Source organism: Paracoccus sp. SCSIO 75233, assembly GCF_027912675.1.
Taxonomy (GTDB): Bacteria; Pseudomonadota; Alphaproteobacteria; order Rhodobacterales; family Rhodobacteraceae; genus Paracoccus.
The window spans coordinates 1047436-1073722 of the sequence record NZ_CP115757.1 but is presented as its reverse complement, the minus strand read 5'-3'; the positions used below and the strand labels follow the sequence as shown (position 1 = coordinate 1073722).

Genomic DNA, 26287 nt, shown 5'->3' with positions numbered 1-26287 from the left:
ACATGGCCGCCCCGCTGGACCAGTTCCTTGCCCCGCAGGCACAATCCGCGATGATCGCGGGGTGCTTCATCGTTCTGGGCTGGTGGGTGGTCTGGTGGCAGGGCCGCAAGCGCGACGCGCGGCAGCGGGCGGATCGGGTGCGCGACGTTCAGCGCGCCATCTTCGCAGAAATCCGCGCCTATCTGTCGGTTCTGGAGCGCGATCATATCGCGGAATATGGCGAAGACATCGCGCAGCGGATCGAGCATCAGACGGGATATTTCCCGGTCATCCCGACCGAGCATAACAATGCGGTTTTCCACGCGATCATCGGGGAAATCCACATTCTGCCGCGCGATACGATTGATCCGGTGGTGCTTTATTACAGCCAGCTCAACGCGATTTCGGCGATGATTACCGATCTGCGGGAGCTGGACACGGCGAAAATCGGCGCAAAACGCGCCGCGGCCATGTATCGTGACTATATTTCGATGAAACTTGGCGCAATCGAACTTGGCGAAGGCGCATTATCGGCCATCCTGTCGAATATGGACGGCAGGGGTCGTATCAGTAACCTGGACGCGGGCCGGTCCTGACCTTGATCGGTTTCGGTGCGTAGGATGCGGACATGATGCATTCCTCCTTTTCACGCATAATATAGGGCGTCGGCGCGATTTTCGCAAGAATTACGGCAAGACCCCTGCCCTGCCGATCTCCTCTCGCCGCATCGGGAATTTGTCGATGGCGCGCGAGATTTCCCGCACGCTCCACGGGCGGGGTTTGCGCAGCTCTGCCTGACCGTCCTTGTCGAGCAGCACGAGGGAGAAGCCGCGCGGACGCAATTCCTGCCGCCAGACCGTATTCGCCGCCGGATCGGCGTCGAAGATCACCACCACGTCGCGTTCGATCAGCGCCGCCGGGCGGTCGCGCAACGACTGCATCTGGGTGATGAAAGCCGGATCGGACGGGGTTTCCGCGAACACCACCAGCGGGCGGAACTCCCACAGGAATGCCTCCGGGTCGACATCGGCGGCGTCATGGATCAGCAACTCGCTCAGCACCGGATTGCCGTTGTCCTGCGGCGCTGCGGGACGCGGGGATTGCGCGGCATCCACCTCTGCCGGGGATGGTGGATTGACCTGTGACGGCGGCGGCGCATCGCGCCCCGGCCCCATTGCCATAAGCATCATTCCGAAAGCCGTGAACCGGATCAAGTTTATCATCGCCACCTCGCTCATAGGACTCATATAGTCCGGCAGAGGGAATGGGAAAGACATGCTGTCACGTTATCCGGCGTCAGATCGGTTATATGGGACTGACTGACGCGTGAATGGGGGGCAGAGAATGGAAAAACAACGGAAGGTCGCAGCCGGGATGGTGATCGCCGCCATCTGGGTGCTGCCGGTCCTGTGGCTGGGGTTTTCATGGGGGCATTGGATCGACCCGCTTCCGGCGATCATGCTGGCGGGGTTGCCGGGCGGGATGGTGATGCTCACAATGGTCGCCCGCCTCGCCGCAGGACGGTTTTTCAGCCCCGGCAATATCGACGGCGAGGCCTTCGCGCCCGGCAGCACGGAGGAGATCACGCAGCGTGTCCTGACCAACACCACCGAACAGCTTGTCCTTGCCGCTGCCATCTGGCCTGCCGCCGGGGTGCTGTTCGGCCCCGGCCTTCCGGCTGCGCTCGGGATCAGCTTCGGGTTGACGCGGATTGCCTTCTGGCTCGGCTATCTGAAATCTCCGCCGCTGCGCGCCTTCGGCTTTGCAGCCGGGTTCTACCCCACGGTCGTCTGCGCGGTGCTGAGCGCCATCGTCGGGCTTGGGCGGGTGTTTTTCTGAGCCTCGGGGGGCAGACAAGTCCGAAAAGCTGATTTAGGAATCGCCCCATGAGCATGAGCCGCGCGCCAGACCGCCTGCCCGACGACTTCGCCGCCGCGATCGGTCACGCTGTGGCCAGTTTCGGCTTTTTGGAGGAGGCTCTGAAACGCGCCATCTTCGCGCTGTCCAGGGACGGGCTGGGCGAGACCCCGAATGACCGCGCGCTGGCAGCCTGGCTGCGCCGGATGGAGGAGATCGCGGACGACACAATGGGTACGCTGATCGACCAGTTCGTCAAACAGATGGGCCGCGCCCAGGTTCGCGGGCGCGACGATCTGGCCCGCGATCTGCGCGCCATCCGCAAATCCCGCAATATGCTGTGCCATGCCTCATGGAAGCCGGTCGCCGACAGCCCCCGCTGGCATCCGGCATTTCTGAATACCAAGGGGGAGAGCTTCCCCGATGATCTGAGCGCCGAGGATATTTACCAGATCCACGAAGCCACGCTGAACGCCGCCGCCCGGATCGTCTCCATCATGCGGGCGACCGGGATCGAGGGCGAATGGGTCGGCCACGATCAGGGCGACGACCATGATCACGGCTGAGCCTCGCGAAAACGGGACCACGCGGTACACGAAATTTCCCATGCGTCACCGGCGCGCCGACAGACGCGTTGCAACCCGGCGCGGCTCGCGATAACAGGCGGATCAAGCGAAAAAAGAGGCTATCATGTCCGCCCCATTACGGCTTGGCATTGCCGGGCTCGGCACCGTCGGGATCGGTGTCGTCAAGATCATTCAGAAACATGCCGACCTGATCGCGGCGCGGTCCGGTCGTCCGGTTGCCATCACCGCTGTGAGCGCGCGCGACCGGATGAAGAACCGCGACGCGGATCTGTCGGCCTATGAATGGGTGGACGACCCGACCCAGCTTGCCGCGCGCGACGATGTGGATGTCTATATTGAACTCGTCGGCGGGGATGAGGGCATCGCAAAGGACTCCGTCGAGCGCGCGCTGAAATCCGGCAAGGATGTCGTGACCGCGAACAAGGCGCTTCTGGCCCGTCACGGTCAGGAACTGGCCGAACTGGCCGAAGCCGAGGGCCGCGTCCTGCGGTTCGAGGCAGCGGTCGCGGGCGGGATTCCGGTCATCAAGACGATGACGGAGTCACTCGCCGGGAACGATCTGCATCGGGTCATGGGCGTGATGAACGGCACCTGCAACTATATCCTGACCCGGATGGAAAGCGGCGGCCTGCCCTATGAGGCCGTGTTCGAGGAGGCCCGCCAGCTTGGCTATCTGGAGGCCGATCCGACGCTTGACGTGGGCGGCATTGACGCCTCGCACAAGCTGTCCATCCTGTCATCCATCGCCTTCGGCACCAGGGTCGATTTCGACGCGGTCGAGATCGAGGGGATTGAGCGGGTCAGCATCGACGATATCCGCCGCGCCGCCGATATGGGCTATCGCATCAAACTTCTCGGCGTGGCGCAGATGACCGCGCGCGGGCTGGAGCAGCGCATGTCCCCCTGCCTCGTCCCCGCCGACAGCCCCATCGGGCAATTGCAGGGCGGCACCAATATGGTGGTGATCGAGGGCGACGCGGTCGGCCAGATCGTCCTGCGGGGCGCCGGTGCGGGCGAAGGCCCGACGGCGAGCGCGGTCCTGTCCGATATCGTGGAGCTTGCCCGTGGCGTGCGCATCCCGGTATTCGGCCAGCCCGCCAAGGGTCTGAAACAGGCGGTTCCGGCGCGGACGGCTGTGCCTGCGGCCTATTACATGCGGCTGGCCCTGCTGGACAAACCCGGCGCGCTTGCCAAGGTGGCGAGTGTGCTGGGCGATGCCGGCATTTCCATCCACCGGATGCGGCAATACGACCATGAGGACGGCCCGGCCCCGGTGCTGATCGTGACCCATAAAACCACGCCCGACGCGATTGACCATGCCATCGAGATGCTGCCGAAAACCGGCGTTATCGCGGAAGACCCGGTCGAGTTGCGCATCGAAGAGGTTTGAGCGCGGCCTCTTTCAGGCTAAGCTGTCCCCATGAGCCGGAAACAGGTAAACGAGCTTTGCGCGACCTATCCCGGGGCGGAACATTCCGATCCCTGGGGCGGCGGTCATGATTGCTGGAAGGTGGGCGACAAGATCTTCGCCCTGATCGGCATGAAGGAGGACCGGGTCTCCGTCAAATGCGACAGCATCGACACCGCCGCCATGCTGATTGACGCAGGCGTGGCGGCAAAGGCCCCCTATATGCATCGAAGCTGGGTCGCCCTGCCCTGCGATGCCGACCGGGACGAGCTTGAACACCGGATCAGCCAGTCCTACCGGCTGATCCGCAAATCGCTGACGAAGAAGGCTCAGGCAGAGCTCGCCCCGTTCGACGAGGAACCTTAACGGAACAGGATCATGCTTGCCGGTGACCACGCGACCGAAACGCGGGTGCCGACGCTGGGAATATCGCGGCCATAGACATTGCGCATGGAGATCCGAACCGGCTCTGACGTGGTGCCGTCCTCCTCGTCCAGCCGCACATCGTAATAGGTCATGTCGCCGTAATAGACGACCTCGTCGATGATGCCGCCACTCTGCCGCGCGGCATTCTGGGCCTGACCTTCGGGAAAGACGCTGACCGCCTCGGGCCGGAAGCCGATAAGGGGGTCTGCATCGTTCTCGTTCTTCGCGGCGATCTGACCGGGGGCGATGTCGAACTCTCCCAGCCCCTCGACATCCACGCGGGCGCCGGTTTCGTCCTCCGACAGCACCGTCACCGGCAGGAAATTCATCACCCCGATGAAATCCGCCACCCGCCGGCTGACCGGACGAGCATAGAGCGATTCCGGCTCATCAAGCTGGGCAATGCCGCCCTCGAACATCACGGCGATCCGGTCCGACATCACCAGAGCCTCCTCCTGATCGTGGGTGACCAGAACGAAGGTGATGCCAACCTGACGTTGCAGCTTGATAAGCTCCACCTGCATCTGTTCGCGCATCTTGCGATCAAGCGCCGAAAGCGGCTCATCCAGCAGCAGCACCTTCGGCTTCAGGATCAGGGCGCGGGCCAAAGCAACCCGCTGCCGCTGCCCACCTGAAAGCGCATGCGCCGCGCGCTCGCCATAACCGGCAAGGCCCACCATCGAAAGCGCCTCCTCCACGGCGGCATCTTTTTCGGCACGCGACCGCGGATCACGGCGCAGCCCGAAGGCGACATTCTGCGCCACCGTCAGATGCGGGAAGATGGCATAAGACTGGAAAACCATATTCGTCGGGCGCTTGTTCGCGGGCACCGACACCATATCGCCACCGTCGATCATCACCACGCCCGAGGAAATCTCCTCAAACCCGGCGATGACCCGCAACAGCGTGGTCTTGCCGCAGCCGGACGGCCCGAGCAGCGAAAAGAACTCGCCCGCGCGGATGTCCAGATCGATGCCGCGCAGCGCGTGGTAATCGCCGTAATATTTATGCACCTCCCGACACTCGATCATCGGTCTGGCCGCCTGCAACTCCGCATAGCGGTTTGCGGCCTTGGACATGCGGGAGGCAGGTTTGGCGGCGCTGGCCTGTGCGGTCTCGGTCAAATGAAGCCTCCGGTGTCTTTCTGGCCGGTCCGGGCAACACCCCGGCGGCGGTAATATTCGGCAGCGGTCAGGAGCAGGATCGACATCGCCACCAGAACGGTGCCGAGCGCCATGATGACCGGGATGGATTGCGGGAAACGCAGCTGACTGAAGATATAGGTCGGCAGCGTCGGTTCGTTCCCGGCGAGGAAGAAGGCGATGATGAATTCGTCAAGGCTGATGGTGAAGCTCATCAGCAGCGACGACACGATCCCCGGCATGACCAGTGGCAGGATCACCAGCCGGAACGCGCTCCATCTCGTTTCGCCCAGATCATAGGCGGCCTCCTCCAGCGATTTGTCGAGGCTGTTGAACGCCGTCGACAGGATCGCGATGGCATAGGGCATGCAGATCAGCGTGTGACCCAGAATGACGGTGAACACCGATAGCTGCACCCCGATCGCCAGCAGCACCACCAGAAGCGACATCGCCACGATGATTTCCGGCAGGACCAGCGGCAGCATGATCAGCCCCATGATCCCTGTCTTGCCCGGAAAGCTGAACCGGGTGGAGGCACGCGCCGCGAAGATACCAAGCGCGGTCGCCAGCACAGCGGAACTGACGGCGATAATCATCGAATTGGTGAAAGCACGCCGCAGGGTCTGATTGCCCAGCATCTCCGCGAACCAGTCCGTTGTGAAACCGCGCAGCGGAAAGGCGATGATCGTGCCGGAGTTGAACGCGAACAGCGGCAAAAGCAGGATCGGCGCATAAAGAAACAGCAGATAAAGGATCGCGTAGACGCGCAGCCCGGTGAACTTCATTGCCTCACCCTCAGAAAGCGTCGGTTGAGCAGGATGAAGATCACGCTGACCACAGCCACGATCAGCATCGCCGTCACCGCAAGCGCCGAGCCCATTGGCTTGTTGTCGAGCGCCAGCATATTCACCTGCACCATATTGGCGATCATCGGCACCTTGCCGCCGCCGATCAGCTCGGGCGTGACGTAATCGCCGATGGTCGGGATGAACACGATCAGCGTTGCCGCCACCACCCCCGGCATGGCCAGCGGCAGGGTCACGCGCCAGAAGGTCATCAGCCGGGATTCGCCCAAATCCCGCCCCGCCTCCAGCAGCGATCGGTCGACCTTTTCAAGCGCGACATAGATCGGCAGGATCGCAAAGGGCGCATAGGCATGGGCCAGCGTCACCACAATGGCCTGAACATTATACAACATGTCCCCGGCAGGCTGGACCAGTGGCAGAAGATCGAGGACGGAGTTGATAACCCCCTCCTCCGACAGGATCACCTTCCACAGGAACACCCGGATCAGATACGAGGTCCAGAACGGAATGGTGATGAGGAAAATCCACATCGCCTTGCGCTCCGGCCTGAGCCCGAAGGACAGGAAATAGGCCACCGGAAACGCCAGCACCACGGTCGCCAGCGTCACCAGAACCGCCACCAGCAGCGAGCGGATCATGATCTTGTGGAACACCGGATCGGCCCAGACGGCGCGGTAATTATCCAGCGTGAATTCCCGGATGACCTCCAGATAGCCGTCGCGGAAGAAGGAATAGGCGAGGATCGTCAACAGGGGTGCCGCCAGCATCAGCACCGCATAGATCAGCGGCGGCGACACCATTGTCAGGCCCTGACGCGCCTCGGCGTCGAAACGGGTGGCGGACATGAACTCTCCCTGCGGCCGCGCTTTTCCAGCGAGCTTATAAACGGATCAGGGCGATGAAAAGTGCGATTGCGCTGCATTGGCGCGTTCTTCTTCGCCGCCGGATCGGGCACGCATAAGCTGCCGCTTGCCGTGCGCCGCGCCGAGGCGGGTCTGAACTGGCCCGGAGTTGTGATCGAAAAATTCTTGCTGGCCGGGTGTTTGATCTCGACAGAATGCTGCGGCCATGCACAATATGTTCCAAGCGCGGCGAAGCGAGCCGCGCAATGTGGAGGACTTATGACAGAAAAATCAAACCTCAACCGCCGTCGTTTCCTGACCCATGCCACCATCGGCGGCGCAGGCGCTGCTGCGGCAACGACGCTTGCTGCCCCGGCCATCGCGCAGGAGATGCCGACGATCAACTGGCGTCTGACCTCGTCTTTCCCGAAATCGCTCGACACGATCTATGGCGGCGCAGAAGTGCTGGCCCGGATGCTGAGCGAGGCGACGGACGGCAAGTTCACCATCCAGCCTTTCGCCGCCGGTGAAATCGTGCCCGGCCTGCAGGCTGCCGATGCCGCCAGCGAAGGCACCGTCGATTGCTGCCACACGGTTGCCTATTACTATTGGGGCAAGGATCCGACCTGGGCGCTTGGTGCAACGGTGCCATTCGCATTGTCGGCGCGCGCGCAGAACGCCTGGCACTATCACGGCGGCGGGATTGATCTGTTCAACGAGTTCATGGCGACCCAGAACATCGTCGCCTATCCCGGCGGCAATACCGGCGTCCAGATGGGCGGCTGGTATCGGAAAGAGATCAACTCGGTCGAGGATCTGGCCGGTCTCAAGGTCCGGCTCGGCGGTTTTGCGGGCGCGGTCTGCGAACGTCTGGGCGTTGTGCCGCAGCAGCTTGCAGGTGGCGATGTCTATCCGGCGCTTGAGAAAGGCACCATCGACGGCGCCGAATGGGTTGGCCCCTATGACGACCAGAAGCTCGGCTTCGCGAAGGTCGCGCCGTATTACTACTACCCCGGTTGGTGGGAAGGCGGCCCGACGGTCCACTTCATGTTCAACAAGGCCAAATTCGAGGAATTGCCGGCGAATTATCAGTCCCTGCTGCGCACCTGCTGTCAGGCGGCCGATGCCGACATGCTCCAGAAATACGACTGGAAGAACCCGACGGCGCTGAAAGAGCTGGTCGCGGGCGGCGCGCAGCTTCGTCCCTTCCCGCCGGAGGTGATGGAGGCGTTCTATAAAGCCGCCAACGAGGTCTATGCCGAACTCGACGCCAGCAACGAGAACTGGAACAAGATCTGGTCCTCGATCAAGGCTTTCCGTGCCGACTGGTATCTGTACAACCAGACTGCGGAATACACCTATGATACCTTCATGATGATCCAGCAGCGTAACGGCACGCTCTGATCCTCTCCCACGCTCAGCAGAAGGACGCCTTCGGGCGTCCTTTTCTTTTGGCGTCAGTCAGAATGATTTACAGACCCTGATAATCCTTGGGCATGAACGGCACATCCGTTGCGCCGGGTTTTGCCCCCGCAGCGGTCAGCATGGCATGGACCTGCCCCCGGTGATGGGTCTGGTGGTTGAACATCTGGATCACGAGCGTCGAGCGGGGCCGGGTCAGTTCTTTCCCGCTCGCACCGGAATACCATTTCAGATCACCGGCAAACCAATCCGGCGCCACCTCATGCGCCCATTGCAGGATGCGCCGGTCAAACTTTGCGCGAGCCGCGCAGTAATCGTCCCAATCGGCAATCAGCCCGGTCGAGTCCGCAATCCCGCAATCCGGGGCCGGCGTGTCCGCAAACCTTGCGAGCCAGACCTGATCGCCCCAGAACAGATGCGACAAGGTCCGCTCGATCGAGCCGAAGAACGCACCCCGGTCCTTCTGCCGCTCAGCCTCGCTCAGAGTGCTTGCGGCTGTCAGGATATTCTCATTCTGCCAGAGATTATATCTGGCCATCGTCAGCGCGTATTCCTTGCTTGCCATCGCGTCCTCCAGTGGTCATCACCTGCGCAACCATAGCCCGACCGGTGACACCAAACCATGACAGGCCGCATCACTTGGCGGCTCGGGGGTCGGTTTTTGCCAATTCCCCCTTTTCAAACCGCCCGATCACTGCTAAAGGCGCGTCTTCGCGGCCACGCACCCTTGGAGGATGGCCGTCAACTTAAACCTGAAGGAATATATCATGGCCAAAGAGATCCCGGATCTGGTGGCCGAGGCACGCACGGGGACAGGCAAGGGGGCCGCCCGTAAAGCTCGCCGTGAAGGCAAGGTGCCCGGCATTGTATATGGCGACGGAAAAGACCCGCTGCCGGTACAGTTCGAATTCAACAACCTGCTGACCAAGCTGCGCGCCGGTCGCTTCATGTCCACGCTGTGGAACCTGAAAGTCGAAGGTCAGGAAGACGTGCGGATCATCTGCCGCGGCGTTCAGAAAGACGTCGTGAAAGACCTGCCGACGCATATCGACTTCATGCGCCTGCGCCGCACCACGAAGGTGAACCTGTTCATCCATGTCGAGTTCATCAACGAAGACAAGGCACCCGGCCTGAAACGCGGCGGCACGCTTGTGACCGTGCGTCCGGAAGTCGAGCTGGTCGTGACCGCCGGTGACATCCCGGAAAGCGTGATCGTCGATCTGGAAGGCCGCGAAATCGGCGACTCGATTCATATCGGCGACGTGAAGCTGCCCGAAGGCGCGAAGCCGACCACTGATCGTAACTTCGTGATCGCGAATATCGCCGCACCGTCGGCTCTGGTTTCGGAAGAAGCCGAAGAGGGTGGCGAAGGCGAAGCTGCGGCGGAAGCCGAGGGCGAAGCAGAGGCAGAAGCCAGCGAAGAGTAATCTTCCCGCAATATTTGCAGACAGGGCGGCACTTCCGGGTGCCGCCCTTTTCTATTCCGCTGCCCCTGAGGCGCGGCTGTCCGAAGCGTGATTTGGCGGCCCTGTCTATCCGCGATATGCTGTTCCCTCGCCCCACACCCGGTCGCGGCGATAAAACGGAGTTCACCATGCGGCTGCTATGCCTCGCCTTCCTGCTGTTTCCGCTTCAGGCTGCTGCGTTTACCGCGCAGAACGGCATGACGGCAGTGCAGATCAGCCCGACGGAAATCGCTGTCGATTATCATTCACGCCGGGATGAGACCGATTACTGGTGTGCCGCCGGGGATTTTGCACAGCGTGTCATGGACGCCCCCGGCAAGACGCGGATCTGGCGCGCTTCCCCCAAGCCGCGCAAGGCGGGCGGCGGCATCGTCTTCACCCTCGATCCGGCGCGCAAGGCCGAAGGTGCGGGGCTGTCCAGCTTCGGCTCCGGCCCGCGCGACGGCTCGATCTCCGTTGCGATGGCGGTCGGCAATCACTGCCGGGTGATCCGCCCGATCTGGGATTACTGATCGCAGACGCGCCGCAACTAAGACCGCGCCGCCTCGCTCAGCCGCCATTCCAGCAGCCCATCCTTATTGGACATGGCCCGAACCCTGACAGCCTCCTGCCCAAGATGGGCGATCCGCTGATGCCCTTCGGCCAGAGCCCGCAAAGGGTTCGCCGTAAACCCCAGACGCTGAGTCGGCGTGAAGAATTTCAGTGGCCGCTGCAGATGCGCCGCTTCATAGAAAAGCGGCTCGCGCGGCGTATAAACCTTAACCGAGTTCATCGCATAGGCGGTCATGATATCGAATGGCCGGCGCAGTTCCAGCGCCTGCGCCACTGCTCCACGCCACGCGTCCAGCCCCCGCTGCGACACATAAAGGATCGCGAAAGCCCCGGTCATCGAATGAAGCCTGAGCCAGTCAGCCCCCGCAGCCGAAGCAAGCGCCAACCCGCTTGCCGCGCGATGCCCGAACCTGCCGATATTCTCCTCGCTGTCGGGCAGACAGCCGAAGGGCACCACCCCGAGGTAAACGATATCCGCATCCTGCGGTATGTCCGGCAGGCCGATTTCAGCTGTGAAAGGCGCGACATCATCCTCCAGCACCAGCGCAGGCAGCCGGTCGATAGCATCCAGCGCCGCCCGATGTGCAAGCGAGCAGCCCATGAAATGACGTTTCGCCTTCACACCTTCGGAGAAGCTGAAACCGATACCCTGATGGCCGAGCACCGCTGTCACATGCTCACGACGGATCGTGGAGCCCGGCAGGCTGATGACGCGGCACTCCGCTATCACGTCGCGTAATCTCTGCATCTTTTCGCCAATCCCTGCCCGCCACTGATCCGCCCACAGCCTAGCGAAGCCGCAGGACTGCGGGAAGCCGAAGCGGATCGCGCCTTAACCGGTTATTAGCCTTTTCATGCGAGGCAGAGACCGACCAAACGCGCAAATACCAAAGGATCCGCGATGAAGACCTACCTGCTCTGCCTGCCGCTCATCCTGACCGCCGCTTGCGAGGTTCAGAAAACCCCGGTCCCAACCGGCGGCAGCCGCTCCGACGCCTCGGTCGATATGTCATACGAGGTGCTGCCGCTTGAAAAACCGCTGGTGGACTGGGCCAGCGCCGAAAGCTCCGCCACCAAACGCTGCAATGCCTGGGGCTACAGCAAGGCCGACCCCTTCGAGGGCGTGCGCACTCAGTGCCAGGCGGCGGATCTGTACGGCAACTGCAACCGGGCGACAGTCACGAAAACCTATCAATGCACAGGGTAACCCTACCCATGCCCCGCTATATCCGCCCGCGCCTGAACGGCGTCCCGATCTTCTTCACAGTCACACTCGCCACACGCGGCGGTCATCTGCTGACAACGGAAATCGAGCATCTGCGCGATGCGGTACGGCAAACACGGGCGGAGCGCCCTTTCGCCATCAAGGCGTGGGTTGTCCTGCCGGATCACCTGCATTGCATCTGGCGTCTGCCGGACGGAGATGTCGATTACTCAACCCGTTGGCGTCTCATCAAATCCCGCTTTTCACGCGGTTTGCCGGCCGGCCCACGACGCAGCAGCCATATCGCGCGGCAGGAGCGCGGCATTTGGCAGCGGCGTTTCTGGGAGCATCATATCCGTGATGATGCGGATTTCGCGGCACATATGCGCTATTGCTGGTGGAACCCGGTCAAACATGGATATGTGAGCCGCCCGGAGGATTGGCCTTATTCATCCTATCAACGGGATGGGGATGGGTGATTGATGGTGCGTGTGAACACACGCCCTACGCTTATCGGCACCGTATATGGTGCGTGCGAGCACGCACCTACGATTATCGGCATAATCGGCCCGGTATTGCCCCGTAGGGTGCGTGTTCACACGCACCATTTACACAAGGCACGCTCCCGCAAACGGCACATGTTCACACGCACCATTAACGCTACCCATCCATCTTCAACGCCTGAATAAACGCCGTCTGCGGGATCTCCACTTTGCCGAACTGGCGCATCTTCTTCTTACCGGCCTTCTGCTTCTCCAGCAGCTTCTTCTTCCGCGTCGCGTCCCCGCCATAGCATTTCGCCGTCACGTCCTTGCGCATGGCGCTCAGCGTTTCGCGGGCGATGACGCGCGACCCGATGGCCGCCTGAATCGGGATCTTGAACATGTGACGCGGGATCAGCTCTTTCAGTTTCTCGACCATCACCCGGCCCCGAGCCTCGGCCCGGTCGCGGTGAACCATGATCGACAGCGCATCGACCGGCTCGTCATTCACGAGGATCGACATCTTGACCAGATAATCCTCGCGATATTCGCTGATCTGGTAATCGAAAGACGCATAACCCTTGGTCACCGATTTCAGCCGGTCGTAGAAATCGAACACGACCTCCGCCAGCGGCAAATCATAGACAACCATCGCCCGCGCCCCGGCATAGGTCAGGTCGATCTGGATGCCGCGCCGGTCCTGACACAGCTTCAGCACATCGCCCAGATACTCATCCGGGACCATGATCGTGGCTTTGATGCGCGGCTCCTCGATATGGTCGACCAGAGTCAGGTCAGGCATATCGGCGGGGTTGTGCAGTTCGATCACCTCGCCGTCGCGCATATGCAGGCGGAACACGACGGAAGGTGCGGTCGTGATCAGGTCCAGATCATATTCACGCTCCAGCCGGTCGCGGATCACCTCCAGATGCAGAAGCCCGAGGAAACCGCAACGGAAGCCGAAGCCAAGCGCGGCGGATGTCTCCATCTCATAGCTGAAGGACGCATCGTTCAGCGCCAGCTTCTCGATGGCATCGCGCAGCGCCTCGAAATCATTCGCATCAACCGGGAAGAGGCCGCAGAACACCACCGGCTGCGCGGGTTTGAAGCCCGGCAGCGGCTTGTCGGTCGGTTTCTTCTCATGGGTAATCGTATCGCCCACGCGGGTGTCGCGGACCTGCTTGATGGACGCGGTAAAGACTCCGATCTCCCCCGGTCCAAGTTCCGCAATATCCTTCATCGCGGGCGTCAGCACGGCCAGCTTGTCCAGCTTGTAGGTCGCGCCGGTCTGCATCATCTTGACCTGATCGCCCTTGCGGATGACGCCGTCCATGACCCGGATCATGACCACAACGCCCAGATAGGAATCGTACCAGCTATCAACCAGCATGGCCTTCAGCGGCGCATCGCGGTCGCCGGTCGGTGCGGGCAGGCGCGTCACGATCGCCTCCAGCACATCGGGGATCCCGAGGCCGGTCTTGGCGGAGATCGGCACGGCTTCGGATGCGTCGATACCGATCACATCCTCGATCTGCTCCTTGACCCGGTCGGGTTCCGCCGCCGGCAGGTCGATCTTGTTCAGCACCGGCACGATGTCGTGATCCGCGTCGATGGCCTGATAGACATTGGCCAGCGTCTGCGCCTCCACCCCTTGCGTGGCGTCGACGACCAGCAGAGAGCCCTCGACCGCGCGCATCGACCGGCTGACCTCATAAGCGAAATCGACATGGCCGGGCGTGTCGATCAGGTTGAGGATATAGGTCCGCCCGTCCTTTGCCGGATAGGCGATCCGCACGGTATTGGCCTTGATGGTGATGCCGCGCTCCCGCTCGATATCCATCGCGTCCAGAAGCTGCGCCTTCATATCCCGCTCGGCCACCGTGCCGGTCAGCTGGATCAGCCGGTCGGCCAGCGTGGATTTGCCGTGGTCGATATGCGCCACGATGGAGAAATTGCGGATGAGATCAAGATCGGTCATGGAGCGCATATACAGGGGCGCGATTGGACGTGGAAGAGGCCAGATGCACGCCCGCGCAATGAATTCGTGGCGAATCTTCGCCCCCTTTACGGCAAAGCGCCGCTGGCCGATCATTGCCCAAACCGACGGAGAAGACGATGCCCGAATCCCCCCTTGAAACCCGTATCGCCCAAGGACGCGGCGAAGTGCCGGCCGATCTTGTCCTGAAAGGCGGGGAAATCTGGTGCATGGTCACCGGCAGCCGTATCCCGGGCGATGTGGCGATCTGCGGCGAACGGATCGTCGGGATCGGGACGGACTATAGCGGCAGGCAGGAAATCGACGTGGCCGGGGCGGTTCTGGTCCCCGGCTTCATCGACACGCATCTGCATATCGAAAGCTCCTGCGTGATGCCTGCGGAATTCGACCGCTGCGTCACGCCGCGCGGCGTCACCACGGCGATCTGCGACCCGCATGAGATCGCCAATGTGGTCGGGGAAAACGGGATCCGCTATTTTCTCGACGCCTCCGAAACCACGCTGATGAGCCTGCGCGTCAATCTGTCCTCCTGCGTGCCGTCATCGCCGCTAGAAACCTCGGGCGCGGCATTATCGGCCAGTGATCTGGCTGCTCTCGCGGATCACCCGGCGGTCATCGGGCTGGCGGAGTTCATGAACTACCCCGGCGTCCTGACCCGCGATCCCGCCTGCATGGAGAAGCTGGAAACCTTCGCGGGCGGCCATATCGACGGGCATGCGCCGCTGCTGTCGGGGCGCGATCTGAACGGCTATATCGCCGCAGGCATCCGCACCGAGCATGAGGCGACCACAGCCGCCGAAGCGACCGAGAAGCTGCAAAAGGGCATGCGCATCCTGATCCGCGAGGGGTCCGTGTCGAAAGACCTCGACGCGCTCGCCCCGGTTCTGACGCCGCTGACCGCGCCCTATATCTGCCTGTGCACCGATGACCGTAATCCGCTGGATATTGCGGAGGAAGGCCATCTCGACAGCATGATCCGGCGGCTGATCGGGCATGGTTGTGATGAACTGGCGGTCTATCGCGCCGCCACGCTCTCGGCGGCGGAGGCGTTCGGGCTGAAAGATCGCGGCCAGATCGCACCGGGCAAGCGCGCCGATATCGTCATGCTGGACGATATTGCGGATTGCCGGGTCCGCCGCGTGATCTGCGGCGGCGTTCCGGTTTCGGAGGACGCGTTCGCAGGGCGCGAGCCACCCGCCCCGGTCGGCCTTCACTCCGTCCGATTGCCGGACATCTCCGCCGAGAGCTTCCGCCTGCCCGGCGACGGCGAAACCCCGGTCATCGGCATTCAGCCGGGCCGCATCATCACCGATCATCTCCGCGAAGACATCGCCGCAACCGATGGCGACCGCCGCCCCGACCCGGCCCGCGACCTCGCCCGGATCTCCATCGTCGAGCGGCACGGCAGAAACGGTAATATCGCGAATGGTGTCGTGCGCGGTTTCGGCATCAGCTCGGGCGCCATCGGATCGACCGTTTGCCACGATCACCACAATATCGCGCTGGTCGGGGTGGATTACGACGACATGGCCCTCGCCGCCCGGCATCTGGCCCGGATCGGCGGCGGTTTCGTCGTCGCAGAAGGCGGCGAGATCAAAGCGGAACTGCCGCTGGAGATCGCCGGCCTGATGAGCCACCAGCCCTTCGAGGAGGTCCACGCCGCGCTGAAAACCCTGCGACACGCCGCAAGCGACCTCGGCATCACCCTGCATGAGCCATTCCTGCAACTCGCCTTCCTCGCCCTGCCGGTGATCCCGCATCTGAAAATCACGGATCGCGGTATGGTCGATGTGGATCGGTTTGAACTGATCTGACGAGACAGTGACGCTGCGTCGCGTGTTTTTGGATGCAGCGCGGCGGCCAAAGGGCTATGACCTTATCGTTATCAGATTTTCCTTGAAGCTCTAGCCGCTAGAGGCTTTATCCGGCTTAAATACCGATTTGCCGCCATCGGCGGCGACACGCAGAACGACGAAGGGGACAGATGCTTACGAGACGACATTTCATCCAGACCACCACGGCGCTTTTCTCGGCAACGGCGGCAGGGCCGCTGCTTGCCTCGACCTGGCCGACCGGCGCGCAGAAAGCGGCGTGGGACGCGGAAGTGACGCCGCCCGGCTATAACGCCGCCATCTCGAACCCCTGGGGGCTGCATCCGCGGTTTCTGCCACAACGGGTCTTTGCGAATGCCGGGTTGGTTCCGGGCGATATTCACGTCGATGCGGTCGCGCGGTATCTTTACCATATCGAACAGGGCGGCACGGCGATGCGTTATGGTGTCGCAATCGGGCGCGGCGATCTTTACGAGCCCGGCGTCTACACGATCAAGCGCAAGGTCCAGTGGCCGCACTGGACGCCGACGCAAAACATGATCGACCGCGAACCGGAGATCTACGCCCAATATGCAAACGGCATGGAGCCGGGGCCGGAAAACGCGCTTGGGTCACGCGCGCTGTATCTCTATGTCGGGGATCGCGACACCTATCTGCGCATTCACGGCACGCCGTTCCCCAGATCCATCGGCAGCCGCGCCAGTTCCGGCTGCGTCCGCATGGTCATGCCGCATATCAACGATCTTTATCCGCTGGTTGAGATGGGTTCGACAGCCTATCTCTACTCCGCCGATGGCGGGCTGACGGCACGAAGCTGACCCGGCATTTCCAAAGGACCGTCCGTCATCACGCCGGACGGTCCTGACCGGATCAGGCGGAAACCGCGTTGCAGATCTGGTTGCCGTTTGCAGCGCGCAGCGGAACCGTGGTCGTCTCAACGGGTCCGGCGTAATCATACCAATAGCAACCATCCTCCGGCCGGAAACGCGCCGATGCGAGGTTCTGGCCCGGTGCCGCGATCGCGGCGACCTCGGGGGGCAGTCCCTCGTCCTGCGCCGGCTCCGCGCTGGTTTCAATTGTCCGTGCGGTGCAGCCCGCCGTAATCAGCAACGCAAATGCGACGACTGCGTAACGTTTTGCCATGTGAGTATCTCCCAGATTCAGTGTAATATTTGGTGGCGGTTTACGGGTGTGCGGGGTGCGCCGTGGCCTCACCCCAGCCAGACATCGAGAAACAGCATGATGACCAACCCGACCGCGAGGCCAAGCGTGGCCTTGTTCTGGTGGCCGCCACGATGGGTTTCGGGGATGATCTCATGGCTGATGACATAGAGCATTGCACCAGCGGCAAAGGCCAGCCCCCAGGGCAGGATCGGTTCGGACAGCACCATGATCCCGGCACCGATCAGGCCCCCGATCGGTTCGACCATGCCGGTCATCGCGGCAATCCCCCAGGCGCGATATTTGTTGTAGCCCTCGCCCAGCAGCGACACGGCGACCGCCAGACCTTCGGGCGCGTTCTGCAGACCGATCCCGATGGCCAGCGGCATCCCGCCCTCCACCCCGCCGGAGCCGAAACCGACACCAACGGCCAGCCCTTCCGGGAAATTATGGATCGTGATCGCGATAATGAACAACCATACACGCCGCAGGGATGCGGCCTCCGGCCCTTCCCGACCGGTCTTGAAATGCTCATGGGGCAGTTTTTCGTTCATCAGCGCCACGGCACCCATGCCAAGCAGAATGGCGATACAGACGATGGCAGCGGGTGCTGCCTCGTTGGTATACATGCCTTCCGCAGCATCAAGCGCCGGGATGATCAGCGAAAAGAACGACGCGGCCAGCATCACGCCAGCGGCAAATCCCAGCGAAAGATCGCGCATCGCCCTTGAGGGGACACGCCCGAACAGCACCGGGATCGCCCCGATGGCCGTCAGCGATCCAGCCGCCAGACTGCCCATAAAGCCAAGCATCACAGGTGAAAGATGATCCACGTCGACGAACCTCATCCGAATTGCCCCGGCGCAATATCGTGAATTGCTTGGGTATTCACCGGGCATTTACAACTTCCCCGGATGACTACGCGTCCCGGCGGCAATGTAAAGGGCTTGGCGCAGGTTCAGCCGGACATCAGGCGCGAGGTTTCAGCAGCCGGTAGAGGTTCCGCTCCGATATGCCCAGCACAGTGGCGATGCGCTGACGGTTTCCGTCCAGCCGTTCGATCAGTTCCGCGATATAGGCATCGCGCAGGTCGTCCAGCGTCGGCGGGGCGGCAAAACGCAGCGTAACCGCCGTGGCGTCGTCCCCTGTGGCGCTCTTGCGATGCGTCAGGCCAAGCTGATCCGGCTCTATCACTGCCTCGCCAGCGGACAGCATGACACCGCGATCCACGGCATTCGCAAGCTCGCGGATATTTCCCGGCCAGTCGTGATGCAGCAGCAGATCCCGCGCATCGGCTGAGAAGGATTTCTCCACCCCCCGCTGGAAACTGCGATTGGCCAGCAGCGAGTCCGCCAGCGGCAGAATATCCTCGCGCCGGTCCCGCAATGGCGGCACAACCAGCGCAAAGCCCGACAGCTTGTAGTAAAGCTGAGACCGGAACCGGTCCTGCGTCACAAGCGCATCGAGATCCGCAGCGGTCGAAACGATCACCCGCGCATCCTTGTAGATCTCGGCATTGCTGCCATGCGGGCGGTAACTGCCCTTTTCAAGCAGGCGCAGCAGCCGGCTCTGCATGGTGCCGCTGAGTTTTTCGATGTCGTTCAGAAACACGGTGCCGTGATCCGCCGCCGCCAGAAGCCCCTCGATCAGCTGACCGTTCCGAACCTTGCCGAACAATTCGGATTCCATCATCTCCGGATCGCAATCGACGGTCACGAAACGGCCATTGGCGCGCGGTCCCTGGGCATGGATCGCGGCGGCGATCACGCCTTTGCCGACGCCGCTTTCGCCCCGTATCAGCACCGGCGAATCCGATGCCGCCAGCAACCCGACCATGCGGCGCAACTCCGCCAGCGCCGCACTGTCCCCGATCAGCTCATGACGCGCCGCACGTTGCGCCTCCGCCTGCCAGAAGGCCAGATCGCGACGCAGCGCCATCGTCTCCAGCGCACGACTGATCGCCAGTTCAAGCCGGGCGGGGCTGACCGGCTTGACGAGATACTCGCTTGCCCCTTCCTTCACAGCCTCAACCGCCTGATTGATCGAGGCATAGGCGGTCAGGACGATCACCGGGCAATATTCGCGCAGTTCCGACAGAAAGCTCAGCCCGCTGCTGTCAGGCAGACGAACATCGAGCAGCGCCAGATCCGGCGCAATGCCGCCCAGCAGCTCCATTGCGTCAGCGCGCGAGGCCACCCCATGCACGGCATGGCCCATTTCGCTCAACTGTCCGCAAAGCAGGCGGTTCAGCGTCATGTCATCCTCGATGACCAGAATGGTGCGGCGGCTGCCGTTTCCGGGCTTCTCGGGTGACGAAATATCCGACTGTGTCATGATGCTGCATCCGGGTCGGGGAACGAGATGGTGAAGCGGCTGCCCTGGCCGGGCGCGCTTTCGACGCTGATCCGCGCATTCGCACGGTCGACAATTGCACGGGTGATCGCAAGGCCAAGGCCGCGCCCCGTGGTCTCATCCGCGCGGCGCGACCAGAACGGCATGAAAATATCGTTGATGTCCTGCGCCGGAATGCCGACGCCGGTATCGCACACCTCCAGCAAGATGCGCGCCTCGCTCCGGCGGCCGGACAGTGTCAGCACGCCGCCACCGGGCATGGCGTGGATCGCATTCAGCGCAAGATTGCTGATCGCCATCAGAAGATCGGCCTCGGCGATCAGAACCCGCAACTCGTCGGATATATCAATCGCGACACTGACGCCCCGACGCTCCGCCTCGAAGGACAAAAGCCCGGTTACGCCCGTCACGGCGCGGCGCAGATCGACAAGCTGCTGCCCCTCCTCCGCCGGACCGCCGAGGCGCATCAGATTATCAGTGATCTCAAGGCATTTGGCGATTTCCCCACGGATCAGCGGGAAATATTCCTGCGCCTTGTCATCGCGCCCCTGTGCCAGATCGCGGGTGATCCGGTCCAGCGCCAGTTCCATCGAACTGAGCGGGTTGTGGATCTCATGCGCCACGCCGGTCGCCAGCAGACCGATTTCCGACAGGCGCTGCGCCTGAGAAATTCGCGCCTGTTCGTCCAGATTGCGGATCGCCTCGACCACGCAATCCTCCATCGGCGCGGCGGAAACCTCCACCGGGATCTGCACCCCGTCCGGGTTCAGATGCACGTCGCGAAAGGTAAGATGGCGGGCGGTTTTGCGCATTTCCGCAACCGGACAGGTCACCAGCGTGTAGGGACAGGGTTCATCCCTGCCGTGGCTGGAGGCATAGCAGGGCTGGCCGATAATCTCGGACAGGGGCCGTCCGGTCTGCTCGCCATAAGCGGCATTGGCGCGGAGGATGCGGAAATCCGGGCCGATGACCCGGATACCGTCAGGGATGGCGTCGATCAGCGCCTGGCTCATCCGCTCCGACCGGGTCAGCGCAGCCTGCCCGGCTTCGATATTCTCCGCCATCTGGTTGAAGCTTCGGCCAAGGGCGGAAATCTCATTGCCGCCGGGATCGGGGGCGACCCGCGAACTCAGGTCACCCGCAGCCATCTGTTCCGTCGCCATGCCGAGCGCCTTGACCGGCCGCACCACGATCCGCCGCAACCCGAGCGCCAAAACGGTCGAGGCTGCCAGCGTCACCAGACCGCCCAGCACCACCAGCCCGACCGCACTAACCAGCGTGTCACGCATGATCCCGCTGACGGCATAATCCACCACCAGAAACCCGTTCACAGGGTTTTCCACGACCGCGCCGTGACAGCTTTCGCAGGCCGGCTGGTTGGGGACCGGGCGCTCGATCCGGGCGAAACCGTCCTGCCCGGCGGGCTGATCCGGTTGCAGGATGCCGCCCGCAGGCAGCGCGCCGCTGGTAAAGCGAATGCGCCGATCCCGGTCGAGAACCGCGATCTCCGCAATCGTCGGCGTGGCGCTCAGCGCATCGACCGTCCCCTGAAGGGCTGGGATGTCACGGGCGAGCATGGCCTTTTCCAGCGCGGTTTGCAGCAGGTCGCCGATCATCTCCGCCGAGTTATCCTGCGTCGCTGACAACCGCTGATAATAAAACCCGATGACCAGAACCAGCAAAACGGTGGAGGCCGCAAGCAGCGTCGCGCCCAGCAGGGTGACAAGCTGTATCCAGACCCGCGACGCGATCCGGTCCCGAAACCCGGTCATGATGGTCATGCAAGAACCTGAAACAGCTTCTTGTGATGCCCGGTCCGCTCGCAAACCGGGCACAGCCCGGTTCTGCCGAAATCACCTGCGGCAGGCACATGGGTTTCCCTGCCACAGGCGCGGCAGCGAAACTCATTCAGGGCGACAGCTGGCGGCGCTGGCTTCATCGCATCAACCTCGATCGCGGCATCCGTGCAGACATCCTCGCAAAGCAGGCAACCCGTGCACGCATCCGCAGAAACCACATAGCGCATTTCGCCGTCATCGTCGTTGATCAGGGTCAAGGCCGCTTCGGGACACAGACGGATGCAGGCATCGCAGCCTGTGCAGGTCGCGGCATCTATCACCGGCACGAAGGCGCGCGGCGCATCGGCGGGCATTTCGGATTGCAACCGCCGCAATGCGGGCCCTGCCCGGTCATCCGCCACGCTTTCCCGCAACGGCGCGACCACAGCGCGCAGAAGGGCACGGCGTGATTGGGCCGGGGCGTCTTGTGCATGCCGACGCCATGTCTCGACCTCAGAAAGGCTCGCCTGCGTGATCCGTGGCGGTATCCGGCCTGCGGCCTCGGCCAGCGGGGCCAGATCATTCACCGTTTCAGCCAGACCGGCAGCAGGCGCATCGGGGCAGGTTTCGCAATCCCCGGTGGCGCAGGCGATATGGCGGATATTGTCGAGCATCCAGCGCGCCACCTGCTCCCGCCCGGCAGACTGGATACAGGCACGGGCGGTCAACCCGCGCGCGGCCTTGTGGCGCTGACAGACAAGGGTCAGCGTTCCGGTATCGGCCAGCGGCGTCACCTGAGGCTGCCCGGCAGTTATCGCCCGAACCGGACAGACCCCAACACAAGCGCCACAATCATTGCAGGCAACCGGGTCGAGGTGAATGGCTCCGCCGGAAAAGCTCAGCGCCTCATGCGGACAGGCGGCGATGCAATCGGCGCATCCCGCCATGACCGACAGCCCATGCAAACAGGCCTCGTGATCGATCCGGGGGCCGCGCTGTCCCCGCGAGGACATCACCAGCTCGGTGCGGCACCGGGAATATAAAGCTCCCGTTCCGGCGCTTTCGGATGTGGCTTGTCCCCCGGCAGAGGCGCGATGCTGATCGCGACGCCAGTCAACTCCGCCAGCAACTCGCGCAGCACCGGCAGCAGATCCGCGACAAGCGCCCCGGTCGCGGCATAGAGCGGCGTCGCACAGCGCTGCGCCATGCGGCGACCCATCTCCGGCGCCCAGGGCAGGACATGGCGGTCCATGAAATGCGCGGCATCGACAAGCGCGACCTGTTCCGACAACTCCATCAGATGCTGCACGAATTGCAACTGGTGGACGAGATGATCGTCGGACCTGATCCGCCAGTCCGGCACTTCCAGCCCGTAATGCGCATACCACTCGCGCACCTCGAACATCGGCAATTGCCGTTCCAGCCGCTCCTCCATCATCCAGACAGAGCCATTGGGCGACAGCCTGTATCCGTGGGTCAGGAAGCAATCGGCGAAATCGGCCGCGAGCAGGTCTAGCACCTGCTGATCCGGCGCGTCAGGCAGACTGTCCAGCGCCGATTGCAGCGCCAGCCCGGCCTCGTGCCCGCGCCCGACCGGCAGCAATTCGGCATAGAAATCGCCCGCCCGCATCTCCTTCAACGCCGAGAGCAGTTCCGCATCCGGTTCCCGGTCCAAAAGCCGGATCAGCAGGCCGAGCGCCTGCGCCCCGACGCCAAGTGCCTCGACCGCTTCCTGATCCGGCGTTCCGCTTTGATCATCCATCGACACGCCCCTTGCTGTGCGGCACGAAGCGGATAGAGGGGTTGGTCAGTTCCGGATCGGCCATCGTGCGGACCTGACGGACCATTTCGTCATTCGGCCCGACCGCCTTGGTTTCATAGCTGCCCGCGTCGATCTGATCGATCGGCCCGACATCCAGCACCCGCATCATGCAGGCGGCGACGCAGTAAGGTTTGCGATCCGCCTCCAACTCGTCGATGCACATATTGCATTTCTTGACGACGTTTTCCTCCGGGTCGAATTGCGGCGCGCCGAAGGGACAGGCGGCTTCGCATTTCCGGCAGCCGATGCACAGCGTGCTGTCGATGTCGACGACGCCGTTATCGGCCCGTTTCCAGATCGCGCCGGTCGGACAGGCCGGAAGGCAGGCCGGTTCGGCGCAGTGGTTGCAGGACATGTTGATCTTGAAGGCGAACACGTCCGGGAACACCCCGCCCTCGATATACTGCACCCGGCGGAAGCGCGGCCCCGCCGACAGCCCGTTCTTGTCCTTGCAGGCAATTTCGCAGGCCCGGCAGCCGATGCAGTCCACATTGTTGTGGATGAAGCCCATCTGCATATCCGGCACCACCGGGGTGTAACCCTCACGCTTGATGCGGGCGGCGTTCTCCTTGATCCGGGCCTTGTCGATCTTGTTTGCCATGATCGTTACTCCTCACAGATCGCGACGGAAGACATGGCTGCGCGCGGTCGCAAGCTGATCCCATCCCGGTCGGTGGCTGAGATCGGTTTTGCGGATATCACACAGCACCGTGTTGTAAGCGAAGGCACCTGCCGGGCTGGGTTCGTCCAGCGTCAGGAAATCCGGGTTGCCCGACAGATCCTTGCCGTTCTCGTCCAGATCCATCCACGCGCCTTCATGCAGCACGGCCACGCCGGGCATGCAGCGCTCCGTCACATAGACCGGCACGATGCAGGAGCCGCGGTCGTTATAGACCTCGACCGTGTCGCCCATTTCGATCCCCAGCCGTTTCGCGTCCGAGGCATTGACCGTCAGTTCCTGACTGAACGTCTCGCGCAGCCACGGGATATTGTTGAAGATCGAATGCGTCCGCCAGCGCGGATGCGGCGAGATGACGTGGAACGGGAAGTCGGCGGTTTTTTCGCTGTTCAGGCTCTCCCACGGTTCGATCCATTTCGGGATCGCGGGGATTTCATAGCCATACTGGGTCCGTGTCCAGTCAGGCGTCTGGGCCAGCGTCGTCGAGAATATCTCGATCTTGCCCGACGGGGTCTGGAACGGCACCCCCTGTTCGATCTGCTCGCGGAACGCCACATGCGGCTCGTGTAGGATGAACTTATAAACGCCGCGTTTCTTGAACGTCTCCCAATCGATCTCCACGCCCTGATTCATCTGCACCCGAGACCACCAGTCGCGCAGATAGGCCTCATCGACCGAGGTCGGATCCCAGAAGTAATCGCGGGTGGCCTTCGGGTTATACCCCTCCCCAAAGCCCAGCCGGTAGGCAAGTTCGGTGAAGACCTGCAAATCCGTGCGGCTTTCGCCCAAGGGCTGAATAACGACGGGACGGTGAATATAGTAGTGCCCCTTATACCACGGCAGCGCCACGTCATGCCGTTCGAAATGGGTGGCAATCGGCAGCAGGTAATCGCACCAGATGCCGGTCGGGGTGATGGTCGAGTCCATGCAGACGAACAGGCTTTCTTCGTCCCCTTCCGCCTCCAGCTTGCGGATCGCCTCGATCTCCTTGTTGATATTGGTCAGCTGGTTGAACCAGTCCGAGCCCTGATAGAAAATCCCGCGAATATTCGGGATCACCCCGTCGAGATTGTCCTGACGCGGCCACAGCCCGACCTCTTCGCGCTTCAGGTTCGGATAGTTCAGCACGCAATGCGCCCAGCGGTCGGACTTGATCGAGGCGTACCAGACATTTGCATATTGGTCGTAAGGATAGGCCACGCCTTCCGCGTGCCACGCCTTGCCGACACCTTCCGCGCAGCCGCCGAGAATGCCGATATTGCCGGTCATCGCCTGAAGGGCTGCGGCCATGCGGTTATATTGTTCGCCATACGCGTTGCGGCCTGGTGCCCAGCTTGCCTTCAGCGCGGCTGGCTTGGTGGTCGCATACATCTCGGCCAGCTTGCGGATGTCATCGGCGCTGACGCCGCAGATCTCCGCCGCCCATTCCGGGGTTTTGGGCGTGCCGTCACGCTCGCCATAGATATATTCCCGGAAGCTCTCCTGACCCTGTGCCCAGTCCGGCATCGTGCCGGGGTCCATGCCCTGCACGAAACTGTCGATAAAGCCCTGATCGTGCCATTCGTTTTCCCAGATATGATAGGCCATGCCGGCCATCATCGCGGCATCGGTGTTGGGCCGGATCGGGATCCACCACGCGTCATAGGCCGCAGCACTATCGGTATATTGCGGATCGACCAGCACGAATTTGCAACCGCGCTGCTTGGCCATACGCATATAGTAGAACGTATTGCCACCGTGGAACGTATAGGCCGGGTTCCAGCCCCACATGATCATCAGCTTGGTGTGGGCGAAGGTGTCGTCCTCGTTCCCGTCCTCGATGGTGCCGAAGGTGGTGCGGCTGCTGAAGGTCGTGCCCTGATAGGACGGCACCGACCAGCAATTCGTCCGGCAGCCGAACATGCCGAGGAAGCGGCCCAGAAGCCCCTCGATCTGGTCGGATTTATGCAGCACGCCATAGGACGCCCCGGCATAGGACTGATCGACCAGAGCCGTGGGGCCGTATTTATCCTTCAGGTAAACCATGCGGTTGGCGATATCGGTCAGCGCCTCGTCCCAGCTTACGCGCTTGAACTTGCCCTCGCCGCGCTTGCCGACCCGCTTCATCGGGTAGAGCAGACGTTCGGGGCTATAGAGGCGCGAGCGATAGGACCGGCCGCGCAGACAGGCCCTGATCTGCGGCTTCTCCTCGGTATCGGTGCCATAAGCATCGCCCTGATAGGTGCCGTTATCGGTCGACAGGCGCACGATCACGTCGCCCTTCTTATGCGCGACCAGCATGTGACGGCTGCCGCAGTTATGCGCGCAGGAGGTCACGACGGTCTCCAACTCGTCATCGGTCGGATAGGGCTCATAGGCGAAGCCATGCGCCTTGCGCGGCATATTGCCCGCGACCAGCACCGTGGCGGCGGTCGCACTCGCGGATTGCAGGAAGCGGCGACGGGTCGGGGTGATGGCCTTGGCCCAGTTCGACAGGCGGGATTGCAGTGTCATC

At 62.6% G+C, this 26287-nt stretch carries 28 protein-coding genes; 12 read left to right on the top strand and 16 right to left on the bottom strand.

Going from position 1 to position 26287, the window contains the following annotated elements; translation table 11 throughout:
- Positions 1–2 precede the first annotated feature (2 nt).
- Positions 3–575, top strand: coding sequence for a hypothetical protein (locus PAF12_RS05205; protein ID WP_271108932.1), 573 nt, complete (start codon positions 3–5; stop codon positions 573–575).
- 90 nt (positions 576–665) lie between these two features.
- Here the strand turns inward: PAF12_RS05205 and PAF12_RS05200 are convergent, their stop codons facing one another.
- A complete protein-coding gene (locus PAF12_RS05200) occupies positions 666–1202 on the bottom strand; it encodes a DUF4174 domain-containing protein (RefSeq protein WP_271108931.1) in 537 nt (178 codons plus the stop codon).
- A 121-nt stretch (positions 1203–1323) separates the two neighbouring features.
- Between PAF12_RS05200 and PAF12_RS05195 the strand changes: the two genes are divergently transcribed.
- From PAF12_RS05195 to PAF12_RS05180, 4 genes are all read left to right on the top strand, one after another.
- Positions 1324–1818: an MAPEG family protein gene (locus tag PAF12_RS05195; protein WP_271108930.1), complete on the top strand. Its 495-nt coding sequence runs from the start codon at positions 1324–1326 to the stop codon at positions 1816–1818.
- A 47-nt stretch (positions 1819–1865) separates the two neighbouring features.
- Positions 1866–2402 carry a hypothetical protein gene (locus PAF12_RS05190; RefSeq protein ID WP_271108929.1) on the top strand — a complete coding sequence of 179 codons (537 nt, stop codon included), beginning with the start codon at positions 1866–1868 and terminating at the stop codon, positions 2400–2402.
- Between the two features lie 124 nt (positions 2403–2526).
- Positions 2527–3813 (top strand): homoserine dehydrogenase, encoded by a 1287-nt coding sequence (locus tag PAF12_RS05185; protein ID WP_271108928.1) that lies wholly within the window; start codon positions 2527–2529, stop codon positions 3811–3813.
- Positions 3814–3843: 30 nt separating this feature from the next.
- Complete coding sequence (locus PAF12_RS05180) at positions 3844–4197, top strand: MmcQ/YjbR family DNA-binding protein (protein ID WP_271108927.1); 354 nt, start codon at positions 3844–3846, stop codon at positions 4195–4197.
- Here the strand turns inward: PAF12_RS05180 and PAF12_RS05175 are convergent.
- From PAF12_RS05175 to PAF12_RS05160, 4 genes are all read right to left on the bottom strand, one after another.
- Positions 4194–5288, bottom strand: coding sequence for an ABC transporter ATP-binding protein (locus PAF12_RS05175; RefSeq protein ID WP_271109653.1), 1095 nt, complete (start codon positions 5286–5288; stop codon positions 4194–4196). The two genes, PAF12_RS05180 and PAF12_RS05175, sit on opposite strands and share 4 nt — an antisense overlap.
- Before the next feature lie 89 nt (positions 5289–5377).
- The gene (locus PAF12_RS05170) at positions 5378–6184 is read right to left on the bottom strand and encodes an ABC transporter permease (RefSeq protein WP_271108926.1); all 807 of its coding nucleotides are present in this window, start codon (positions 6182–6184) and stop codon (positions 5378–5380) included.
- Positions 6181–7050, bottom strand: coding sequence for an ABC transporter permease (locus PAF12_RS05165; protein ID WP_271108925.1), 870 nt, complete (start codon positions 7048–7050; stop codon positions 6181–6183). The genes PAF12_RS05170 and PAF12_RS05165 overlap by 4 nt, the downstream gene beginning before the upstream one ends.
- A 45-nt stretch (positions 7051–7095) precedes the next feature.
- On the bottom strand, positions 7096–7275 hold the full coding sequence (locus tag PAF12_RS05160) for a hypothetical protein (RefSeq protein WP_271108924.1): 180 nt from the start codon (positions 7273–7275) through the stop codon (positions 7096–7098).
- A 51-nt stretch (positions 7276–7326) separates the two neighbouring features.
- Between PAF12_RS05160 and PAF12_RS05155 the strand changes: the two genes are divergently transcribed.
- The gene (locus PAF12_RS05155) at positions 7327–8451 is read left to right on the top strand and encodes a TRAP transporter substrate-binding protein (protein ID WP_271108923.1); all 1125 of its coding nucleotides are present in this window, start codon (positions 7327–7329) and stop codon (positions 8449–8451) included.
- 67 nt (positions 8452–8518) lie between these two features.
- On the opposite strand, the gene PAF12_RS05150 is transcribed toward PAF12_RS05155, so the two are convergent.
- The gene (locus tag PAF12_RS05150; RefSeq protein ID WP_271108922.1) at positions 8519–9034 is read right to left on the bottom strand and encodes a DinB family protein; all 516 of its coding nucleotides are present in this window, start codon (positions 9032–9034) and stop codon (positions 8519–8521) included.
- Positions 9035–9236: 202 nt separating this feature from the next.
- On the opposite strand from PAF12_RS05150, the gene PAF12_RS05145 reads away from it, so the two are divergent.
- Positions 9237–9896 (top strand): 50S ribosomal protein L25/general stress protein Ctc, encoded by a 660-nt coding sequence (locus tag PAF12_RS05145; protein ID WP_271108921.1) that lies wholly within the window; start codon positions 9237–9239, stop codon positions 9894–9896.
- Between the two features lie 167 nt (positions 9897–10063).
- Positions 10064–10447: a hypothetical protein gene (locus PAF12_RS05140; RefSeq protein ID WP_271108920.1), complete on the top strand. Its 384-nt coding sequence runs from the start codon at positions 10064–10066 to the stop codon at positions 10445–10447.
- A gap of 17 nt (positions 10448–10464) precedes the next feature.
- Here the strand turns inward: PAF12_RS05140 and PAF12_RS05135 are convergent, their stop codons facing one another.
- Positions 10465–11235 carry a hypothetical protein gene (locus PAF12_RS05135; RefSeq protein ID WP_271108919.1) on the bottom strand — a complete coding sequence of 257 codons (771 nt, stop codon included), beginning with the start codon at positions 11233–11235 and terminating at the stop codon, positions 10465–10467.
- A 153-nt stretch (positions 11236–11388) separates the two neighbouring features.
- Between PAF12_RS05135 and yecR the strand changes: the two genes are divergently transcribed.
- Together yecR and PAF12_RS05125 are read left to right on the top strand one after the other, a co-directional pair.
- Positions 11389–11694 (top strand): YecR family lipoprotein, encoded by a 306-nt coding sequence (gene yecR, locus PAF12_RS05130; protein ID WP_271108918.1) that lies wholly within the window; start codon positions 11389–11391, stop codon positions 11692–11694.
- Positions 11695–11702: 8 nt separating this feature from the next.
- Complete coding sequence (locus PAF12_RS05125) at positions 11703–12170, top strand: transposase (protein WP_271108917.1); 468 nt, start codon at positions 11703–11705, stop codon at positions 12168–12170.
- 181 nt (positions 12171–12351) lie between these two features.
- On the opposite strand, the gene lepA is transcribed toward PAF12_RS05125, so the two are convergent.
- Positions 12352–14151: a translation elongation factor 4 gene (lepA, locus tag PAF12_RS05120; protein ID WP_271108916.1), complete on the bottom strand. Its 1800-nt coding sequence runs from the start codon at positions 14149–14151 to the stop codon at positions 12352–12354.
- Positions 14152–14288: 137 nt separating this feature from the next.
- On the opposite strand from lepA, the gene ade reads away from it, so the two are divergent.
- Together ade and PAF12_RS05110 are read left to right on the top strand one after the other, a co-directional pair.
- The gene (gene ade, locus PAF12_RS05115) at positions 14289–15983 is read left to right on the top strand and encodes an adenine deaminase (protein WP_271108915.1); all 1695 of its coding nucleotides are present in this window, start codon (positions 14289–14291) and stop codon (positions 15981–15983) included.
- A 170-nt stretch (positions 15984–16153) separates the two neighbouring features.
- On the top strand, positions 16154–16819 hold the full coding sequence (locus tag PAF12_RS05110; protein ID WP_271108914.1) for a L,D-transpeptidase: 666 nt from the start codon (positions 16154–16156) through the stop codon (positions 16817–16819).
- A gap of 52 nt (positions 16820–16871) precedes the next feature.
- On the opposite strand, the gene PAF12_RS05105 is transcribed toward PAF12_RS05110, so the two are convergent.
- From PAF12_RS05105 to PAF12_RS05070, 8 genes are all read right to left on the bottom strand, one after another.
- A complete protein-coding gene (locus tag PAF12_RS05105; RefSeq protein ID WP_271108913.1) occupies positions 16872–17144 on the bottom strand; it encodes a hypothetical protein in 273 nt (90 codons plus the stop codon).
- Positions 17145–17212: 68 nt separating this feature from the next.
- The gene (locus PAF12_RS05100) at positions 17213–17995 is read right to left on the bottom strand and encodes a ZIP family metal transporter (RefSeq protein WP_271109652.1); all 783 of its coding nucleotides are present in this window, start codon (positions 17993–17995) and stop codon (positions 17213–17215) included.
- A gap of 136 nt (positions 17996–18131) precedes the next feature.
- On the bottom strand, positions 18132–19496 hold the full coding sequence (locus PAF12_RS05095; RefSeq protein WP_271108912.1) for a sigma-54 dependent transcriptional regulator: 1365 nt from the start codon (positions 19494–19496) through the stop codon (positions 18132–18134).
- On the bottom strand, positions 19493–21295 hold the full coding sequence (locus PAF12_RS05090) for an ATP-binding protein (RefSeq protein ID WP_271108911.1): 1803 nt from the start codon (positions 21293–21295) through the stop codon (positions 19493–19495). The genes PAF12_RS05095 and PAF12_RS05090 overlap by 4 nt, the downstream gene beginning before the upstream one ends.
- Positions 21292–22305 (bottom strand): 4Fe-4S dicluster domain-containing protein, encoded by a 1014-nt coding sequence (locus PAF12_RS05085; RefSeq protein WP_271108910.1) that lies wholly within the window; start codon positions 22303–22305, stop codon positions 21292–21294. The genes PAF12_RS05090 and PAF12_RS05085 overlap by 4 nt, the downstream gene beginning before the upstream one ends.
- Positions 22305–23054, bottom strand: coding sequence for a molecular chaperone (locus tag PAF12_RS05080; protein ID WP_271108909.1), 750 nt, complete (start codon positions 23052–23054; stop codon positions 22305–22307). Before PAF12_RS05080 ends, PAF12_RS05085 begins: the two co-directional genes overlap by 1 nt.
- Complete coding sequence (locus PAF12_RS05075; RefSeq protein WP_271108908.1) at positions 23047–23715, bottom strand: 4Fe-4S dicluster domain-containing protein; 669 nt, start codon at positions 23713–23715, stop codon at positions 23047–23049. Before PAF12_RS05075 ends, PAF12_RS05080 begins: the two co-directional genes overlap by 8 nt.
- Positions 23716–23727: 12 nt before the next feature.
- Complete coding sequence (locus PAF12_RS05070) at positions 23728–26286, bottom strand: molybdopterin-dependent oxidoreductase (protein ID WP_271108907.1); 2559 nt, start codon at positions 26284–26286, stop codon at positions 23728–23730.
- Position 26287 lies beyond the last annotated feature (1 nt).